The organism is Pseudomonas sp. 1176_21 (assembly GCF_052850635.1).
The window spans coordinates 485,458-504,814 of sequence record NZ_VXCV01000004.1 but is presented as its reverse complement, the minus strand read 5'-3'; the positions used below and the strand labels follow the sequence as shown (position 1 = coordinate 504,814).

17 protein-coding genes are annotated in these 19,357 nt (G+C 65.7%); 4 read left to right on the top strand and 13 right to left on the bottom strand.

Annotation, left to right across the window (positions count from 1 at the left end):
• Nucleotides 1-4: 4 nt before the first annotated feature.
• The 9 genes from FW760_RS13170 to FW760_RS13130 form a co-directional block, all read right to left on the bottom strand.
• Entirely contained in the window at nt 5-973 is a 969-nt protein-coding gene (locus FW760_RS13170; protein WP_043862495.1) for a peptide ABC transporter ATP-binding protein, read from the bottom strand.
• Nucleotides 973-1,941: an ABC transporter ATP-binding protein gene (locus tag FW760_RS13165; RefSeq protein ID WP_054916393.1), complete on the bottom strand. Its 969-nt coding sequence runs from the start codon at nt 1,939-1,941 to the stop codon at nt 973-975. Before FW760_RS13165 ends, FW760_RS13170 begins: the two co-directional genes overlap by 1 nt.
• Nucleotides 1,942-1,951: 10 nt before the next feature.
• Nucleotides 1,952-2,881: an ABC transporter permease subunit gene (locus tag FW760_RS13160; RefSeq protein ID WP_116052929.1), complete on the bottom strand. Its 930-nt coding sequence runs from the start codon at nt 2,879-2,881 to the stop codon at nt 1,952-1,954.
• Between the two features lie 11 nt (nt 2,882-2,892).
• Nucleotides 2,893-3,903, bottom strand: coding sequence for an ABC transporter permease subunit (locus FW760_RS13155; protein WP_043862492.1), 1,011 nt, complete (start codon nt 3,901-3,903; stop codon nt 2,893-2,895).
• Nucleotides 3,904-3,975: 72 nt separating this feature from the next.
• Nucleotides 3,976-5,571 carry an ABC transporter substrate-binding protein gene (locus FW760_RS13150; protein ID WP_116052932.1) on the bottom strand — a complete coding sequence of 532 codons (1,596 nt, stop codon included), beginning with the start codon at nt 5,569-5,571 and terminating at the stop codon, nt 3,976-3,978.
• 74 nt (nt 5,572-5,645) lie between these two features.
• Nucleotides 5,646-7,043 carry an OprD family porin gene (locus tag FW760_RS13145; protein ID WP_116052934.1) on the bottom strand — a complete coding sequence of 466 codons (1,398 nt, stop codon included), beginning with the start codon at nt 7,041-7,043 and terminating at the stop codon, nt 5,646-5,648.
• Nucleotides 7,044-7,115: 72 nt separating this feature from the next.
• On the bottom strand, nt 7,116-8,711 hold the full coding sequence (locus tag FW760_RS13140) for an ABC transporter substrate-binding protein (protein WP_116052937.1): 1,596 nt from the start codon (nt 8,709-8,711) through the stop codon (nt 7,116-7,118).
• Nucleotides 8,712-8,947: 236 nt separating this feature from the next.
• Nucleotides 8,948-10,573, bottom strand: a complete 1,626-nt coding sequence (locus FW760_RS13135) for an ABC transporter substrate-binding protein (RefSeq protein WP_054916389.1) — start codon at nt 10,571-10,573, stop codon at nt 8,948-8,950.
• Nucleotides 10,574-10,706: 133 nt separating this feature from the next.
• Nucleotides 10,707-11,420, bottom strand: coding sequence for an SIMPL domain-containing protein (locus FW760_RS13130; RefSeq protein ID WP_043862487.1), 714 nt, complete (start codon nt 11,418-11,420; stop codon nt 10,707-10,709).
• A 199-nt stretch (nt 11,421-11,619) separates the two neighbouring features.
• On the opposite strand from FW760_RS13130, the gene FW760_RS13125 reads away from it, so the two are divergent.
• The 4 genes from FW760_RS13125 (at nt 11,620) to FW760_RS13110 (ending at nt 15,904) form a co-directional block, all read left to right on the top strand.
• Nucleotides 11,620-12,876: an ATP-binding protein gene (locus FW760_RS13125; RefSeq protein ID WP_054916388.1), complete on the top strand. Its 1,257-nt coding sequence runs from the start codon at nt 11,620-11,622 to the stop codon at nt 12,874-12,876.
• A complete protein-coding gene (locus FW760_RS13120; RefSeq protein WP_043862485.1) occupies nt 12,876-13,436 on the top strand; it encodes a response regulator transcription factor in 561 nt (186 codons plus the stop codon). The genes FW760_RS13125 and FW760_RS13120 overlap by 1 nt, the downstream gene beginning before the upstream one ends.
• A gap of 102 nt (nt 13,437-13,538) precedes the next feature.
• Nucleotides 13,539-14,480 (top strand): AEC family transporter, encoded by a 942-nt coding sequence (locus FW760_RS13115; protein ID WP_054916387.1) that lies wholly within the window; start codon nt 13,539-13,541, stop codon nt 14,478-14,480.
• A gap of 50 nt (nt 14,481-14,530) precedes the next feature.
• Nucleotides 14,531-15,904, top strand: coding sequence for an amino acid permease (locus FW760_RS13110; RefSeq protein ID WP_043862483.1), 1,374 nt, complete (start codon nt 14,531-14,533; stop codon nt 15,902-15,904).
• A gap of 20 nt (nt 15,905-15,924) precedes the next feature.
• Here the strand turns inward: FW760_RS13110 and FW760_RS13105 are convergent, their stop codons facing one another.
• The 4 genes from FW760_RS13105 to gatB all read right to left on the bottom strand — a co-directional run bounded on the left by FW760_RS13105 (nt 15,925) and on the right by gatB (nt 19,346).
• Complete coding sequence (locus FW760_RS13105; RefSeq protein WP_043862482.1) at nt 15,925-16,302, bottom strand: carboxymuconolactone decarboxylase family protein; 378 nt, start codon at nt 16,300-16,302, stop codon at nt 15,925-15,927.
• A gap of 10 nt (nt 16,303-16,312) precedes the next feature.
• Nucleotides 16,313-17,389, bottom strand: a complete 1,077-nt coding sequence (locus FW760_RS13100; RefSeq protein ID WP_116052940.1) for a calcium/sodium antiporter — start codon at nt 17,387-17,389, stop codon at nt 16,313-16,315.
• Nucleotides 17,390-17,418: 29 nt separating this feature from the next.
• Nucleotides 17,419-17,793 carry a septal ring lytic transglycosylase RlpA family protein gene (locus FW760_RS13095; protein ID WP_043862480.1) on the bottom strand — a complete coding sequence of 125 codons (375 nt, stop codon included), beginning with the start codon at nt 17,791-17,793 and terminating at the stop codon, nt 17,419-17,421.
• Nucleotides 17,794-17,900: 107 nt separating this feature from the next.
• A complete protein-coding gene (gatB, locus tag FW760_RS13090; protein ID WP_054916385.1) occupies nt 17,901-19,346 on the bottom strand; it encodes an Asp-tRNA(Asn)/Glu-tRNA(Gln) amidotransferase subunit GatB in 1,446 nt (481 codons plus the stop codon).
• Nucleotides 19,347-19,357 lie beyond the last annotated feature (11 nt).

Here is a 19,357-nt window from a genome sequence, read left to right as displayed (position 1 = left end):
GGTTCTAGAGAAACTGCTCCGCATAGTGGCACGCCACCTGCCGTGTACCCACTGGCCGGAACGCCGGCTCTTCACTGGCACAGCGCTCGGTGGCATACGGGCAACGCTTGTGGAACGCGCACCCCGGCGGTGGGTTCAGCGGGTTGGGCAGCTCGCCCACGATCCTGATCTTTGGCTTGAGCGGGTCGGGGTGAATGGTCGGGGTCGCCGACAGCAGGGCCTGGGTATAAGGGTGCAAAGGCCTGGCATAGATATCCTCCTTGGGCCCCATTTCCGCCGGGCGCCCCAGGTACATCACCAGTACCTGGTCGGCCACATGCCGCACCACCGCCAGGTTGTGCGAGATGAACACGTAGGCGGTGTTGAACTCCTTCTGCAGGTCCATGAACAGGTTCAGCACCTGCGCCTGGATCGACACGTCCAGCGCCGAGGTCGGCTCGTCCGCCACCAGCACCTTGGGTTGCAGCATCATGGCCCGCGCCAGGGCGATGCGCTGGCGCTGGCCACCGGAGAACATGTGCGGGTAGCGCTGGTAGTGCTCGGGCCGCAGGCCCACCTGCTGCATCATCGCCTGCACCTTCTCGCGGCGTTCGGCCCTGGACAGCCGGGTGTTGATCAGCAGCGGCTCGGCCAGTTGGTCACCGACCTTCTGGCGCGGGTTGAGCGAAGCATAGGGGCTCTGGAACACCATCTGCACATCGCGGCGCAGTTGCCGGCGCTGCTGCTTGCTGGCACCGGCCACCTCCTGCCCGGCGATCTGCAACGAGCCCGACGACGGTTCCTCGATCAGGGTCAGGGCGCGGGCCAGGGTCGACTTGCCGCAGCCGGATTCGCCGACCACGGCCAGGGTCTTGCCGGCCTCCAGTTCGAACGACACCCCATTGAGGGCGCGTACCAGGGCATGGCCCTTGAACAGGCCCAGGGACACTTCGTAATGACGGGTGAGGTCACGGGCGGTCAGTACGACGCTCATCACGCCACCTCCTGGTTGAGCGGGTAGAAGCAGCGGGCCAGGCTGTGGGCCTTGGGGTCCAGGCTCGGACGCTGCTGGCGGCAGTGGTCCTGCACGTAGGGGCAGCGCGGCGACAGCAGGCAGCCGTGGGGCCGGTCGTAGCGTCCGGGCACGATGCCGGGCAGGGTCGCCAGGCGCTCGGCGCCTTCGCTGTGCTCGGGGATCGCTGCCAGCAGGGCTTCGCTGTAGGGGTGCGCAGGCACCTCGAACAGCTCGGGCACCTGGCCGACTTCCACTGCCTGGCCGGCATACATCACGCACACGCGGCGGGCGGTTTCGGCCACCACGGCAAGGTCGTGGGTAATCAGGATCAGCGCCATGTCCTGCTCTTTCTGCAGGTTGAGCAGCAGCTCCATGATCTGCGCCTGAATGGTCACGTCCAGCGCCGTGGTGGGCTCGTCGGCGATCAGCAGCTTGGGTTCGCCGGCAATCGCCATGGCGATTGCCACGCGCTGGCTCATGCCGCCGGAGAGTTGGTGGGGGTAGGCATCCAGGCGGCTTTCCGGGGCCGGGATCTCGACCTTCTTCAGCAGCTCCAGCGCACGCTGGCGCGCCGCCTTGCCGCGCAGCCCCAGGTGCTGGCGCAGCACCTCCTCGATCTGGAAACCCACGGTGTAGCTGGGGTTGAGTGCGGTCATGGGGTCCTGGAAGACCATCGCCATGTCCTTGCCGACCACCTTGCGCCGCTGCCGGCCGCTCAGAGTGAGCATGTCGCTGCCGTTGAAGGTCAAGGCGTCGGCGGTGATGCGCCCGGGGGCGTCGATCAGGCCCATCAGCGCCATCATGGTCACCGACTTGCCCGAGCCGGACTCGCCGACAATCGCCAGCACCTCGCCCTTTTCCACGTTCAGGTCGAGGCCGTCGACCACCGGTACCGCCGAGGCGTCGCCGAAGCGCACGCTCAGGTTCTTGATGTGTAGAAGTGACATGGGCTTCTCCTCAGGCGGCATTCTTGAGTTTCGGGTCCAGCGCATCGCGCAGCCCGTCGCCCATCAGGTTGATTGCCAGCACGCTGAGCAGGATGGTCAGGCCCGGCAGGCTGACCACCCACCAGGCGCGTTCGATGTAGTCGCGGGCCGAGGCCAGCATGGTGCCCCACTCCGGGGTCGGCGGTTGCACGCCCAGGCCCAGGAAGCCCAGCGCGGCGGCATCGAGAATCGCCGAACTGAAACTCAGGGTGGCCTGCACGATCAGCGGCGCCATGCAGTTGGGCAGCACGGTGACGAACATCAGGCGCGGCAAGCGTGCCCCGGCCAGGCGTGCGGCGGTGACGTAGTCGCGGTTCAGCTCGCCCATCACCGCGGCGCGGGTCAGGCGCACGTAGGCCGGCAGCGAGACGATGGCGATGGCGATCACGGTGTTGATCAGGCCAGGGCCCAGGATCGCCACGATGGCCACCGCCAGCAGCAGCGAGGGCAGCGCCAGCATCACGTCCATCAGGCGCATGATGGACGGGCCAAGCAGGCGCGGGAAAAACCCGGCCAGCAGGCCCAGCAGCACGCCCGGGATCAGCGAGATCAGTACCGACGACAGGCCGATCAGCAGCGACAGGCGCGAACCCTGGATCAGCCGCGAGAGCAGGTCGCGGCCCAGCTCGTCGGTACCCAGCAGAAACTGCCACTGGCCGCCTTCGAGCCATACCGGCGGGGTCAGCAGGAAGTCGCGGTACTGCTCGCTGGGGTTGTGCGGCGCCACCCACGGGGCGAACAGCGCGCAGAACACGATCAGGCACATGAACAGCAGGCCGGCCACCGCGCCCTTGTTGCGCGAGAAGGCGTGCCAGAATTCCTTGTAGGGGGAGGGGTAGAGCAGGCTCTGGTCGAGCGGCGCGGCGTCGACGGCAGCGTTTTTTGCAAGCGGATTGGTCATGAGCGAAGGCCTCAGCGCTGATGTCGGATGCGTGGGTTGGCCAGGCCGTAGAGGATGTCCACGACGAAGTTGACCAGGATCACCAGGCAGGCAATCAACAGGATGCCGTTCTGTACCACGGGGTAGTCACGGGCGCCGATGGCTTCGATCAGCCATTTGCCGATGCCCGGCCAGGAAAAGATGGTTTCGGTAAGCACCGCGCCACCGAGCAACGTGCCGACCTGCAGGCCGACCACCGTAAGCACCGGGATCAGCGCGTTGCGCAGGCCGTGCACGAACACCACCCGTGCCGGCGACAGGCCCTTGGCCCGTGCGGTGCGGATGTAGTCCTCGCGCAGCACTTCGAGCATCGAGGAGCGGGTCATGCGTGCGATCACCGCCAGCGGGATGGTGCCGAGCACGATGGCCGGCAGGATCAGGTGCATCAACGCGTCCTTGAACGCGCCTTCCTCGTCGCTGAGCAGGGTGTCGATGAGCATGAAGCCGGTGGTCGGCTCGATGTCGTAGAGCAGGTCGATGCGCCCGGACACCGGCGTCCAGCCCAACCCGACCGAGAAGAACATGATCAGGATCAGGCCCCACCAGAAGATCGGCATCGAGTAGCCGGCCAGGGAGATGCCCATGACCCCGTGATCGAACAGCGAGCCGCGCTTGAGCGCGGCGATCACCCCGGCCAGCAGCCCGACGATGCCGGCGAACAGCAGCGCGGCCATGGCCAGTTCGAGGGTGGCGGGGAACAGCGCGAGAAACTCGTGCCACACGCTTTCGCGGGTACGCAGCGACTCGCCCAGGTCGCCCTGGGCCAGCTTGCCGACGTAGTCCAGGTACTGCTGCGCCAGCGGCTTGTTCAGGCCGAGCCGTTCCATGGCCTGAGCGTGCATCTCGGGGTCGACCCTGCGTTCGCCCATCATCACCTCCACCGGGTCACCGGGGATCAGGCGTATGAGCGCGAACGTGAGCAGGGTGATGCCGAAGAACGACGGGATCAACAGGCCCAGACGCCGTGCAATAAAACTAAACATCGTGTGGTGTACCTCATCAGCCTAAGGCATGCCTGCGAGCGCCCGGGGGCGGGCGCTGCAAGCGTTATCGTTCTACTTCACCCGCGTGGTGGCGAAGTTGTTGTTGGTCATCGGGTTGATGACGTAGCCCTCGACGTTCTCGCGCAGGGCGGTGAACACCTTCGGGTGGGCCATGTTGATCCACGGTTTGGCCTCATCGTACACCGCCAGTGCCTGGACATAGAGTGCGGCGCGTTGATCGGGGTCGGCGGTTTCGCGGGCGTGGTCGATCAGCACCTGGAATCGCGGGTTGCACCAGCGTGCGTAGTTTTCCCCATTCTTCGCTGCGGCGCAGCTGAGCAGCGGGGTCAGGAAGTTGTCCGGGTCGCCGTTGTCGCCCGCCCAGCCGGCCGACACCATGTCGGCTTCGCCGGCCTTGGCGCGGCGCAGCATCTCGGCCCATTCCATCACGCGGATGTCGACCTTCAGGCCGACCTGGGCGAGGTCGGCCTGAAGCATCTCGGCGCTCAGGCGCGGGTTGGGGTTGGTGGGCCCGCCGCCGTTGCGGGTGAACAGGGTGAGCACGGTGCCTTCGGGTACGCCGGCCTCCTTGAGCAGCGCGCGGGCCTGGTCCAGGTCGCGGGGCGGGTTGCGGTTCTGGCTGTTGTAGCCCATCAGGGTCGGCGGGTAGGGGTTCACCGCCAGCAGGGCGTTGCCCTTGCCGAACAGTTGCTCGACATGGTGTTCGCGGTCGAAGGCCAGGTTGATGGCGCGCCGTACGCGCACGTCGCTCAGGTACCTGTGCTCGGTGTTGAGCGAGATGTAGCCGGTGGTCAGGGCCTCCATTTCGGCCACCTTCAGGCGCGCGTCGGCCTGGATGCCGGGTATGTCGTCGGGCTTGGGGTACAGCGCCACCTGGCATTCGTTGGCGCGCAGCTTCTGCAGGCGCACGTTGTTGTCGGGGGTGATGGCGAAGATCAGCGCATCGCTCGGCGGCTTGCCGCGAAAGTAGTCCGGGTTGGGCCTGTAGCGCACCTGCGCGTCCTTGTTGTAGCGCTGGAAGATGAACGGTCCGGTGCCGACCGGCTTGCTGTTGAGTTCGGTGGTGGTGCCGGCCTTGAGCAACTGGTCGGCGTATTCGGCGGAATAGATCGAGGTGAAGGCCATGGCCAGGTCGCGCAGAAACGGTGCCTCGGGGCGGGTCAGGTGAAACGCCACGGTGTGCGGGTCGAGCTTTTCCACCGACTTGAGCAGGTGCTGGAAACCCATGCTCTCGAAATAGGGGAAGCCGATGCTGGTCTTGTCGTGCCAGGGGTGGGCGGGGTCGAGCTGGCGCTGGAAGCTCCACAGCACGTCGTCGGCGTTCAGGTCGCGGGTGGGGGTGAAGTAGTCGGTGGTGTGGAACCTGACCCCGCTGCGCAGGTGAAAGGTGTAGGTCAGGCCGTCGGGGCTGACCTCCCAGCGTTCGGCCAGGGCCGGCTGCACCTCGGTGGTGCCGGGCTTGAAGTCCACCAGGCGGTTGAACAGGGTTTCTGCGGCGGCATCGGCGGTGACGGCCGTGGTGTACTGCACGATGTCGAAGCCCTCGGGGCTGGCCTCGGTGCACACCACCAGGGGCTTGGCCATCAGCGGGGCTGCGGCGCTCAACAGGATGGCTGCAAGGGCAGCCTGTAGGGTTGATTGTTTCATGACACTTCCCTGCATTCGATTAAACCAGCGTAGCCATCGCGGCCGATTCGGCGAATCGGCCGCGACCTGCCGCCCTAGAGGATGTTGAACGGAATGGTTGTGACCACGCGCACCTCGTTCAGGCTCCCGTCACCCTGCAATTTGCTGGCGCGGTGGGTGGTGTAGGTGGCGCGCACGGTGGTGTCCTTGAACGCGCCGCCTTGTACGGCATAGCTGGTGCCGATGCCCCATTCGTCGTGGTGCTCGCCGTCGAGGTTCTTCACGTCGTAGCCACCGCCCTTGTAATGGGTGCCGTCGATGCCCCAGCCGCGGGCGTTGTACAGGTTGAACTTGAGGCCGGGCACGCCGAAGGGGGCCATGTTCAGCACGTAGCCGATCTGCAGTGATTTCTCGTTGGGGCCGTTGAAATCCGACAGCAGCGAGTTGGCCAGGAAGATCGCGTTGGTGTCGTGCAGGTAGTCGAAGTACTCGTTGCCGTTGACCTGCTGGTAGGCGACCGACACGGTGTGCGCCTGGTGGGTCAGGGCCAGCGACAGGCTGAAGGTGTCGTTGTCGATGGCGCCCAGCTTGCTCTGGCCGGCGTCGCGGGTCTTGTAGTAGTTGAGCCCGGTGTTCAGGCCCAGCACCGCGTTGTCGCCCAGCAGGTGGTTGGCGCCGAAGTAGTACTGGTTCCACAGGTCCTCGACCTTGGACACGTAGAGGCTGGTGCTCAGGCTCTGCAGCGGCTGGTAGTTGACCCCGGCCATGCTGACCCGGTCGGTGAACTGGCGGGAATCGCCATACTCGGAGCGAAACTTGCTCTGGCCCTGCTCGGTACGCATCGACACGCGGTCGAAGGTGCCCAGGTCGAAGCTCAGGTTGTCGAACTCGGCGCTGTGCAGGCTCACGCCCTGGAAGCTGGAGGGCAGTGCGCGGTTGCCGATGTAGGCGATCACCGGGGTGTCGATGGACTGGCGGCCGGCGGTGAGGGTGGTGTTGGACACCCGGGCCTTGAGGTTGGCCAGGCCGACCTTGCTCCACTGGTCGAGTACCTCGCCGTCGCTGTGGGTGAGGGTGCGGTTGTTCGGCCCGGCCACGCTGGCGCGACCGCGCTGCAGGGCCACCGCGTTGTACAGCGCCACTTCGGTGCTCAGGCCCACGGTGCCCTCGGTGAAGCCGGAGGTGTAGTTGAGGAGGGTGCCCTGGACCCAGTTGTCGCGGCTGCTGGTGGGGTGGCGGCTGCCGTCGCGCTTGCTGTACGACCACAGTGGCCCGCGGGTGGCGTGCTCGTGGGCGTACCAGTTGCGGGTCGAGCCGGACAGGCGCTGGCCGTCGAGAAAGCCGCTGGCCTGGGCCTGGTCGGAGGTGGTGCGCAGGGTAAGCGCAACGAAATCCTGGCTGACGGGCTCGGCCTGGGCCAGCGCGCTCAGGCCGCCAAGTGCCAGGCAAAGTGCTGCGTGTCGGGTAGGTCTCAAGGTGATGCTCCTTTGCATGTTTTTATTAGCCGCCGGGCCTCGTGAGCCCGGCGGGTGCGGCGGTGAACCTTGGGAGGGGGCGGGCAGAGGTCAGTCGACGCTGACGCCCGAAAAACTGTTGCGCCCGAACGGGCTGACCTTGAAGTCCTGTACCCGGACGCTCAGCGGTTGATGCACGGTGGAGTGGGCGACCGGGGTGATCGGCACCTGCTGCTTCATGCGCTGCTGGGCCTGCTGGTACAGCGCGGTGCGCGCGGCGGGGTCGGTGATGCGCTTGGCCTGCTGCACCAGGGCGTCGTATTCGGGGTCGCACCACATCGACACGTTGTTGCTGCCGATGGCACCGCAGCTGTAGAGGGTGCCCATCCAGTTGTCGGGGTCGCCGTTGTCGCCGGTCCAGCCCAGCAGCATCACGTCGTGCTCGCCGTTCTTGGTGCGCTTGATGTACTCGCCCCATTCGTAGCTGACGATCTTCACGTCCAGCCCGACCTTGCCCCAGTCGGCCTGGAGCATCTCGGCCATCAGCTTGGCGTTGGGGTTGTAGGGGCGCTGCACCGGCATGGCCCACAGGGTGATGGGCGTGCCGGGCTTGACCCCGGCGGCGGCCAGCAGGGCGCGGGCCTTGTCGGGGTCGTAGCCGGCATCGCGGATGCTCGGGTCGTAGGACCACTGGGTGGGCGGCATGAAGTTCACGGCCAGTTGGCCGGCATCCTGGTACACCGCCTTGACGATGGCCGCCTTGTTCACCGCCATGTCCATGGCCTGGCGCACCTGCAGCTGGTCGAACGGCGGGTGCTGCACGTTGTAGGCGATGTAGCCCAGGTTGAAGCCGGACTGGTCGAGCATGTTGATCTTCGGGTCGGCGGCCAGGGCCTTGAGGTCGGCGGGGCGCGGGTTGACGGTGACCTGGCATTCCCCCTTGCGCAGCTTCTGCACCCGCACCGAGGCGTCGGTGTTGATCGAGAAGATCAGCTGGTCGAGCCTGACCTGCTGCGGGTCCCAGTAGTCGGGGTTGGCCCGGTAGCGGATCTGCGCATCCTTCTGGTAGCGCTGGAACACGAAGGGGCCGGTGCCGATCGGCTTCTGGTCGAAGTCGCTGAGCCGCCCGCTGGCCATCAGCTGGGTGGCGTATTCGGCAGAGACGATCGAGGCAAAGCCCATGGCCAGGTTCTGGATGAAGGCGGCATCGACGCTGTTGAGGGTGAAGACCACCGTGTAGGGGTCACGCTTTTCGACCCGGGCGATGTTCTTGTCCAGGTCCATGCTGACGAAGTAGGGGAACTCGGCCGGGTAGGCCACGCGAAACGGGTGCTGCGGGTCGAGCATGCGCTGGAAGGTGAGCAGCACGTCGTCGGCGTTGAAGTCGCGGGTGGGGGTGAAGTCCTTGTTGGCGTGGAACTTCACGCCCTGGCGCAGGCGGAAGGTATAGGTCAGGCCGTCATCGGAAACGTCCCAGCCGGTCGCCAGCGAGGGGATGACGCGGGTGGCGCCGCGTTCGAATTCTACCAGGCCGTTGTACAGCGGCTCGGCGGCGTCGTTTTCGATGGAGGTGGTGTACTGGGCGATATCGAAGCCGCCCGGGCTGCCCTCGGAGCAGAACACCAGGTTGCCCTTGGCCAGGGCTGTCGGGCCATAGGCCAGTGCCCCCAGGCCCAGCAGTGCGGCGAAAACCGGAGAAATACGCATGCGGTCCCATTCCTTTGTTGTTGTACGAGGCGTGGGGGCGCGGCGACAGCAGGGTGCCAGCACCACCACGCGCTCCACGGTAGGGACGCGGGCGGCGGGCGTGCAGGTAAGGAAGTGGGTGTGAGGCGTGGGAAAAATCTTGGTGTGGTGTCGTAATTTTCAAGCAGGTATCAGTGCCCCGCGTGCACCGATGAGCTCGGCGCCCGCAGGGACAGGCTAAACATCGCGTTGCGTGTCTATTGGCTGACGCTTACGCCGTAGAAGGCATTCAGGCCGAAGGGGCTGATCTTGAAGTCCTGCACGGTCTTGCGCATCGGCTGGTACACCGTGGAATGGGCGATCGGGGTGATCGGCACCTGCGCCTTGATGATGTGCTGCGCCTGCTTGTACAGCTCGGTGCGTCGGGCCTGGTCGGGGGTGGCCTTGGCCTGCTTGATCAGCGCGTCGTAGGCGGGGTCGCACCATTTGGAGAAGTTGTTGCCGTTCACCGCGTCGCAGCCGTAGAGGGTGCCCAGCCAGTTGTCCGGGTCGCCGTTGTCGCCGCTCCAGCCGATCAGCATGGCGCCGTTCTCACCGGCCTTGGCGCGCTTCATGTATTCGCCCCACTCGTAGCTGACGATGCTGGCCTTGATGCCGATCTTCGCCCAGTCGGCCTGGATCATCTCGGCCATGAGCCGGGCGTTGGGGTTGTAGGGGCGTTGCACCGGCATGGCCCACAGGGTGATCTCGGTGCCCTCCCTGACCCCGGCCTCCTGCACCAGCGCCTTGGCTTTGGCCGGGTCGTAGGGCACGTCCTTGATGGTGTCGTCGTAGCTCCACTGGGTGGGCGGCATGGCATTGACAGCCAGCTGCCCCGCGCCCTGGTACACCGCGTCGATGATCTGCTGCTTGTTCACCGCCATGTCCAGGGCCTGGCGCACCTTGAGCTGGGCCATGGGGTTGGGCGCGGTGGTGCCCTTGATCGGGTCGGTCACGTTGTAGGCGATGTAGCCCAGGTTGAAGCCTGCCTGGTGCGGCAGGTTCAGGTTGGGGTCCGCTTCCAGCGACTTGAGGTCGGCCGGGCGCGGGAACAGGGTGATCTGGCATTCGTTCTTCTTGAGCTTCTGCATGCGCACCGACGGGTCGGTGGTGATGGCGAAGATCAGGTTGTCGATCTTCACGTCCTGCGGTTGCCAGTAGGTCTTGTTGCCCTTGAAGCGGATCTGCGCGTCTTTCTGGTACTTGGCGAACACGAAGGGGCCGGTGCCGATCGGCTTCTGGTTGATGTCGGCCGGCTTGCCCTGCTTGAGCAGTTGCTCGGCGTATTCGGCGGACTGGATCGAGGCGAAGCTCATGGCCATGTTCTGGATGAACGCGGCGTCCACGCTGGCCAGGGTGAACCTGACCGTGTGTTCGTCGAGTTTTTCGAGCTTGACGATGTTCTTGTCCATGCCCATGTCGGTGAAGTAGGGGAACTCGGTGGGGTAGGCCTTGCGAAACGGCAGGTTCCTGTCGAGCATGCGGTTGAAGGTGAACAGCACGTCATCGGCGTTGAAGGGGCGGCTGGGCTTGAAGTAGTCGGTGCTGTGGAACTGCACGCCTTCGCGCAGGTGGAAGGTGTAGCTCAGGCCGTCGTCGCTGATGTCCCAGCGTGTGGCAAGCCCGGGGATCACCGCCGTACCGCCGCGTTCGAACTGGCTGAGGCGGTTGAAGACGGTCTCGGCCGAGGCGTCGAAGTCGGTACTGGTGGTGTACTGGCCCGGGTCGAAGCCCGCCGGGCTGCCCTCGGAGCAGAACACCAGGTTGCTGGCCGCATGGGCCAGCGGTGCGCCGGCCAGCAGGCCTGCGCCGAGCAGGTAGGGAAGGACCGCGTGTTTGAGCATTGTTGGCCTCATCGATGTCATTGGTGCGCCGGGCGGCCAGTGGGGCCGCTCGGCGGGCAGGGAGGCTGGCCTGTTGACCAGCGCGACCCTCAAACCATAGCTGACAGCGATGCAGGCGTTGCCCGCAGGTGAATCAGGGCATCAGCACTTCGATGGTGCCGTCGGCGCTGAGGCTGACCTGGCTGGTACCGGCTTCGATTTCCGGGCTTGGCGCGGCTTCGGCGTCCATGCTGGCCTTCATCATCATGGCCCCGCGGGCGTAGGGGTGCGGGTAGCCGCTGCTGTTGAGGTTCAGGTTGACCACCTTGTAGCCCTTGCCGCCGAGGGCTTCGGTGGTCAGCTGGGCGCGGGCCTTGAAGGCGTCGATGGCATCCTTGAGCAGGGCGTCTTCGCTGCTCTTGCGGGTGGCCGGGGCGATGGCGAAATCCATCCCGCCCATCTTCAGGTCCTGCAGCAGCTCGCCGGTGAGCTTGGACAGCGCCGGGAAGTTCGCGCTTTCCAGGCGCAGCTCGGCACGTTCGCGCCAGCCGGTGATCTTCTGGTTCTTGTTGTCGTAGATCGGGTAGCTGTTGCGGCTGTCCTGGCTGAGCTTGACGTCCTTGACCGCACGGGCCTTTTCCAGCGCCTTGTTCATGCTGGTGGTGATCTCGTTGGCCAGCTTGGCCGGGTCGGTGTTCTGCGCCTCGGTGTACAGGGTCACGACCATCAGGTCGCGGGCGACTTCCTTGCTGGCTTCGGCGCGCAGTGAGACTTGGTTGTAGCGAGGCTCGTCGGCCAGTGCCGCAAAGCTGGCAAACAGGCCGGTCGCGAGGACGAGGGTGGTACTGGCGCGAGACACAGTGTGCATGGGCAACTCCTTGAAATTGAGGCGTGGCGGCGGTCGATCCCGACCACGCAGACCCCATCAGACTCGCACAAACCGACGAGGTTCAAAAAGCCATCATCGATGCCGGTGTGCCTGTGGCGCTTTGCCGCATTGCTGCAGCGCGGGGTGCAGCTTGGGTATACTCGCCACGATTCACCTGGAGCACTCATCAGGAGAGCTCATGCTCGCCCCCGTACTCATGCTGTCTGCCACACGTCAGAACCTCTGGCGCCTGACCTTCATCCGCACCCTGGTGCTGGCCGCCCAGGCCGGTTCGGTGGCGGTCGCCTACTGGACCGAACTGCTGCCACTGCCGTGGCTGGCGCTGAGCATCACCCTGGGGTTCTCCATGGTGCTGTGCGTGCTCACGGCCATCCGGCTGCGCACCTCGCTGCCGGTCACCGAGCTGGAGTATGCGGTGCAGCTGGCCTGCGACCTGCTGATCCACAGTGCGCTGCTGTATTTTTCCGGGGGCTCGACCAACCCCTTCGTGTCCTATTACCTGGTGCCCCTGGCGATTGCCGCGGTGACGCTGCCATGGCTGTATTCGCTGATTCTGTCGGGCATTGCGCTGGTGGCCTACACCCTGCTGCTGGTGCAGTACTTCCCGCTCGAAACCTTCCCCATGGCCCGCGAGAAGATGCAGATCTACGGCATGTGGCTGAGTTTTGCCCTGGCCGCCGGGGTGATCACCTTCTTTGCCGCCAAGATGGCCGAAGAGCTGCGTCGCCAGCAGCAGTTCCAGGCCCAGCGCCGCGAGGAAGGCCTGCGCGACCAGCAACTGCTGGCCGTGGCCACCCAGGCCGCCGGTGCCGCCCATGAGCTGGGTACGCCGCTGGCGACCATGAGCGTGCTGATCAACGAGATGCGCCAGGACCACACCGACCCGCTGCTGCAGGAAGACCTGGAGACGCTGCAGGAGCAGGTCAAGCAGTGCAAGCACACCTTGCAGAACCTGGTGCGCGCCGCCGAGGCCAACCGGCGCATGGCGGTGCAAGAGCAGGAGGCGAGCTTCTGGCTGGACGAGGCGCTCAACCGCTGGCACCTGATGCGCCCCGAGGCCAGCTATCGCTTCCAGCGCCTGGGGCAGGGTACGGTGCCGCGCCTGGCGCCGCCGCCGGACCTGACCCAGGCCCTGCTGAACCTGTTGAACAATGCAGCCGATGCCTGCCCCAATGACCTGGAGGTGTACCTGGACTGGGACGCCGAGGACATCGTGATCAGCATTCGCGACCATGGCCCCGGCGTGCCGGTGGCGATCGCCGAGCAGATCGGCAAACCCTTCTTTACCACCAAGGGCAAGGGCTTCGGCCTGGGCCTGTTCTTGAGCAAGGCCAGCGTGACCCGTGCTGGCGGCTCGGTAAAACTCTATAGTCATGAGGAAGGCGGTACGCTCACCGAGCTGCGCCTGCCGCGTGACGCGCGAGGAGACGTGTGATGAGTGATGAAATTCAGGCTGAAGGCGAAGAGCTGCCGCACCTGCTGCTGGTGGATGACGACGCCACGTTTACCCGGGTGATGGCCCGGGCCATGAGCCGGCGCGGGTTTCGCGTGAGCACGGCGGGTTCTGCCGAAGAGGGCCTGCAGATTGCCCAGCAGGACGTGCCGGACTACGCCACGCTGGACCTGAAGATGGAGGGCGACTCCGGGCTGGTGCTGCTGCCCAAGCTGCTGGAGCTGGACCCGGAGATGCGCGTGGTGATCCTCACCGGCTATTCGAGCATTGCCACCGCGGTGGAGGCGATCAAGCGCGGCGCCTGCAATTACCTGTGCAAGCCGGCCGATGCCGACGACGTGCTGGCGGCGCTGGCGTCCGAGCACGCCGACCTGGACACGCTGGTACCGGAAAACCCGATGTCGGTGGACCGCCTGCAGTGGGAGCACATCCAGCGTGTGCTGACCGAGCATGAGGGCAATATCTCGGCCACGGCGCGGGCGCTGGGCATGCACCGGCGTACCCTGCAGCGCAAATTGCAGAAGCGCCCGGTTCGGCGCTGAACCTCAGGGCCTCTTCGCCGGCAAGGCCGGCGAAGAGGCTGCGTGGCAGCCCCAAGGTTGACGTATGATTAGCTCCCTAACGACGCCGACGGGACCACCTGCATGCTCGCCCTTTTTCTCCAGACCCTGAACATCACCGCGCCGGTGTTCGCGATGATGTTCATGGGCGTGCTGCTGCGCCGCATCAACGCCATCAACGACAGCTTCATCCAGACCGCCTCGGCCCTGGTGTTCAACGTGAGCATGCCGGCGCTGCTGTTTCTGGGCATCTACCACGCCGATCTCGAGGCGGCGGTCCAGCCCTCGCTGCTGCTGTACTTCACCGTCGCCACCCTGGGCAGTTTCGGCCTGGCCTGGCTGATCGCGATCTGGCGCTGCCCCCGTGAAGATCGCGGCATCTACGCCCAGGGCGGCTTTCGCGGCAACAATGCGGTCATCGGCCTGGCGCTGGCCGGGAGCATGTACGGCGATCATGGCATCTCCATCGGCGCGGTGCTGGCCGGGCTGGTGATCCTGCTCTACAACTCGCTGTCGGCCGTGGTGCTGGCGGTGTACAGCCCGACCATCAAGTCCGACCCCTGGAGCATCCTCAAGAGCATCCTGCGCAACCCGCTGATCATCAGTGTGCTGGTGGCCGGCGTGCTGGCGTATGCCAAGGTGGGGCTGCCCAACTGGCTGCTGACCTCCGGTGACTACCTGGCGCAGATGACCCTGCCGCTGGCGCTGATCTGCATCGGCGGCACGCTGTCGATGGCCTCGTTGCACGCCAGCGGGCGCATGGCGCTGAGTGCCAGCCTGGTAAAGATGGTGTGGCTGCCGCTGCTGGCCACCTTCGGCGCCTGGCTGTGCGGCTTTCGCGGCGCGGAGCTGGGGGTGCTGTTCCTGTACATCGCCAGCCCCACCGCCGCGTCCAGCTACGTGATGGCGCGCGCGGCCAACGGCAATCACCAGCTGGCCGCCTCGATCATCGTGATTACCACGCTGATGGCCGCAGTTACGACGAATATCGGCATATTTATCTTGCAGTGGGGCGGCTGGATCTAGATCCTGTCGCCCACACTCAAAATAACGGCCTCCCTGCCTGAGGACACTTCATGCAAGACCAGATCACGCCCGAGCGTTTGCATCGCGGCCTGAAGAACCGTCACATCCAGTTGATCGCGCTGGGCGGCGCCATCGGCACCGGGTTGTTCCTGGGCATCGCCCAGACCATCCAGATGGCAGGCCCTGCCGTGCTGCTGGGCTACGCCATCGCCGGCCTGATGGCCTTTTTCATCATGCGCCAGCTGGGTGAGATGGTGGTCGAGGAACCGGTGGCGGGCAGCTTCAGCCACTTTGCGCACCGCTACTGGAACGAGTTCGCCGGCTTCGTCTCGGGCTGGAACTACTGGGTGGTCTATGTGCTGGTGGGCATGGCCGAGCTGACGGCGGTGGGTATCTACGTGCAGTACTGGTGGCCGGACTTCCCCACCTGGGCCACTGCAGCGATCTTCTTCGTGGCGATCAACCTGATCAACCTCACCCAGGTCAAGGTGTACGGCGAGCTGGAATTCTGGTTCGCGCTGGTCAAGGTGATCGCCATCGTCAGCATGATCGGTTTCGGCGCCTGGCTGCTGGCCAGCGGCAGCGGCGGGCCGGATGCCAGCGTGGCCAACCTGTGGCAGTACGGCGGGTTCTTCCCCAATGGCATCACCGGGCTGGTGATGGCGATGGCGGTGATCATGTTCTCCTTCGGCGGGCTGGAGCTGGTCGGCATCACCGCGGCCGAGGCGGACAACCCGCGCTACAGCATTCCACGCGCGACCAACCAGGTGGTGTACCGCATCCTGATCTTCTACATCGGCGCACTGGCAGTGCTGCTGTCGCTGTACCCCTGGCAGAAGGTGGTGCAGGGCGGCAGCCCGTTCGTGATGATCTTCCACAACCTGGACAGCAACCTGGTGGCCACCATTCTCAACGTGGTGGTGCTGACTGCCGCGCTGTCGGTGTACAACAGCTGCGTTTACTGCAACAGCCGCATGCTGTTCGGCCTGGCCAGCCAGGGTGATGCGCCGCGGGCACTGCTCAAGATCAACCGTCGTGGCGTGCCGCTGGCGGCGCTGGGCGTATCGGCGGTGGCCACCGGCCTGTGCGTGCTGATCAACTACCTGATGCCGGGCGAAGCCTTCGGCCTGCTGATGGCGCTGGCGGTGTCGGCACTGGTGATCAACTGGGCGAGCATCAGCATCACCCACCTGAAATTTCGCAAGGCCAAGATCGCTGCCGGCGAGTCGACCTTCTACAAGAGCTGGGGGCACCCGGTGACCAATTACCTGTGCCTGGCGTTCATCGTGCTGATTCTGGTGGTGATGTACCTGACCCCGCCGATCCGCATCTCGGTACTGCTGATTCCGGCCTGGATCGCCACCCTGGGCGTGGCGTTCTGGCTCAAGAAGAAGGGGCAGAAGGCCGCCGCCGTCGCCGGCTGACGGCCCTGCGGGGTGATCGGTCAGCCCTGCTGGTAGCTGTCGATCACTTCCTGGGCGGCGCGAAACGCATCGATCGCCGCCGGTACGCCGGCGTACACGGCGCAATGCAGCAACGCCTCGCGAATCTCTTCCACCGTACAGCCGTTGTTCAGGGCGCCACGCACGTGGCCCTTGAGCTCCTGCGGGCACTTGAGCGCGGTCAGCGCCGCCAGGGTGATCAGGCTGCGGGTTTTCAGCGGCAGGCCTTCGCGGCTCCACACGCTGCCCCAGGCGTGCTCGTTGACGAACGCCTGCAGCGGCTCGGTGAACTCGGTGGCATTGCCCAGTGCACGGTCCACGAATGCATCGCCCATGACCTGGCGGCGAACCTGTTCGCCGGTTTTGTTGCTCTCGCCCATGTTGTTTTCCTTAGTGTTGGCGGCGCCAGGCGCGCACGGTGGTGTACATCAGCACCACCGCCAGCGTCGGCAGGACATAAAGCAGCATCAGCTGCTCCAGACGGTTGGCCAGCGGCATGCCGGTGGTGAAGGCCACCACGTGCAGACCATAGGCCAGGTAAAGACACAGGAACACCAGACCTTCGGCGCGGGTGACGCGGTAGCCGGAATAGAACACCGGCAGGGTCAGCACGGCCACGCCGAGCATCACCGGCAGGTCGAAGGCCAGCGCGTTGGGCGAGATCGACAGCGGCACCGGGGCCACCAGCGCGGTCAGCCCGAGCACCGCCAGCAGGTTGAACAGGTTGCTGCCGATCACGTTGCCCACGGCGATTTCACGCTCGCCGCGCAAGGCGGCGATCAGCGAGGTGGCCAGCTCCGGCAGCGAGGTGCATACCGCCACCACGGTCAGGCCGATCACCCGCTCCGACAGGCCCAGGTCGACGGCCACTTCCACTGCTGCCTCCAGCAACAGGTGCCCGGCCAGGCTCAGCAGGCCCAGGCCGGTGAGCATCAGTGCCAGGGTGCCGAACCAGAAGCCGACGCCACGCTGCGGCCGCGGGCCGGGGGCGGGGTAGGTGCGTGCGTGGTGGCGTGACTGGTGCCACAGGATGGCCAGGTAGGCAACCAGCCCGAGCAGCAGCAGGGCGCCTTCGAGGCGGCCGATGCGTTCGTCCAGGGCCAGCAGGTACACCAGCAGGCTGGCGCCGATCATCAGCGGGATGTCCAGGCGTACCAGTTGCCGCGAAACGCGCAGGGGGATGATCAGAGCGGCCAGGCCCAGGGTGACCAGCACGTTGAAGATGTTGCTGCCGATCACGCTGCCCACCGCCACGTCGGGTGCGCCGGTGTAGGCCGCCTGCAGGCTCACGGTCAGTTGCGGGGCGCTGCTGCCGAAGGCCACCAGGCTCAGGCCGATGATCAGCGGACGCACCTGCAGGCTGGCGGCCAGGCGCAGGGCGGCGCGCACCAGCAGTTCGGCGCCGGTGATCAGCAGCAGCAGGCCCAGGGCTAGTTGCAGCAGGCTGAAGGTGGGTAAAGCGGCCAGGTCGAAAATGGTCGTGCTCCGAAGCAGGGTCAGTTGCTGAGACTTTGTACCCGTACCCGCGCGGTTCCGCTACGGAGCATGCCCAGTTGGTCGGCGGCGGCGCGTGACAGGTCGATGAGTCGACCCCGGGTATGCGGGCCGCGGTCGTTGATGCGTACCACGACGCGGCGGTCGTTGGCGAGGTTGGTGACCTGCACGCGGGTGCCGAAGGGCAGGCTGCGATGGGCGGCGGTCAGGCCGTGCTGGTCGAAGGGTTCGCCACTGGCGGTGCGTTTGCCGTGATGGCGGGAACCGTAATAGGAGGCAGTGCCGGTCTGGTCGTAACCGCGGGGGTCGAGGGTGTGGCTGGCACAGCCGGCGAGCAGGGTGAAAAGCGCGAGCAGTGCGCTGAGGGGACGCCACATGTATCCGGTTACTCCGTGGTGTGGCCTTCGCCGGCAACGCCGGCTCCTGCAGGGATTGGTGCGTCCTTGTAGGAGCCGGCGTTGCCGGCGAATGCAGGCGACGCGGTTCAGCCTTCGAGCTTGCTCTTGAGCAATTGGTTCACCTGTTGCGGGTTGGCCTTGCCCTTGGACGCCTTCATCGCCTGGCCGACGAAGAAGCCGAACATCTTGCCGCGCTTGGCCTCGTCCGCCGCGCGGTACTGCTCGACCTGCTCGGCGTTGGCCGCCAGCACTTCGTCCAGCACCTTCTCGATCGCGCCGGTGTCGGTCACCTGTTTCAGGCCTTCTGCCTCGATGATCTGGTCGGCATCGCCTTCACCGGCGGCCATCTTCTCGAACACCACCTTGGCGATCTTGCCGCTGATGGTGTTGTCCAGAATGCGCTGCAGCATGCCGCCCAGTTGCGCGGCGCTGACCGGCGCCTGGTCGATCTCCAGGCCCAGCTTGTTCAGCAGGCTGCCCAGCTCGACCATGACCCAGTTGGCCGCCAGCTTGGCATCGCCACACACACCGACCACCTGCTCGAAGTAGTCGGCCTGCTCGCGGCTGGAGGCCAGCACGTTGGCGTCGTAGGCCGACAGGCCGAACTGGCTCTGGAAGCGCTCGCGCTTCTGTGGCGGCAGTTCGGGCAGGGTGGCGCGGATGGCGTCGAGGAACGCCGGCTCGATGACCACCGGCAGCAGGTCCGGGTCGGGGAAGTAACGGTAGTCGTTGGCCTCCTCCTTGCTGCGCATGGAGCGGGTCTCGTCCTTGTTCGGGTCGTACAGGCGGGTTTCCTGGATCACCCGGCCGCCATCCTCGATCAGTTCGATCTGGCGCTGCACCTCGGTGTTGATCGCCTTCTCGATGAAGCGGAACGAGTTGACGTTCTTGATCTCGCAGCGGGTGCCGAACTCGACCTGGCCCTTGGGCCGGATCGACACGTTGCAGTCGCAGCGCAGCGAGCCCTCGGCCATGTTGCCGTCGCAGATGCCCAGGTAGCGCACCAGTGCGTGGATCGCCTTGACGTAGGCCACGGCTTCCTTGGCGCTGCGCATTTCCGGCTCGGAGACGATTTCCAGCAGCGGCGTGCCGGCGCGGTTCAGGTCGATGCCGGTGGCGCCGCTGAAGTCTTCGTGCAGGCTCTTGCCGGCGTCTTCCTCCAGGTGCGCGCGGGTGATGCCGATGCGCTTGACGGTGCCGTCTTCAAGGGCGATGTCCAGGTAGCCCTTGCCGACGATCGGCAGCTCCATCTGGCTGATCTGGTAGCCCTTGGGCAGGTCGGGGTAGAAGTAGTTCTTGCGCGCGAACACGTTGTGCTCGCCGATTTCGGCGTCGATCGCCAGGCCGAACATGCAGGCCATGCGCACGGCTTCTTCGTTGAGCACCGGCAGTACGCCGGGCATGCCCAGGTCGATCAGGCTGGCCTGGGTGTTCGGCTCGGAGCCGAACGTGGTGGCGCTGCCGGAGAAAATCTTCGACTGGGTGGCGAGCTGGGTATGAATTTCCAGCCCGATCACAACTTCCCATTGCATGTGTCTGTCCC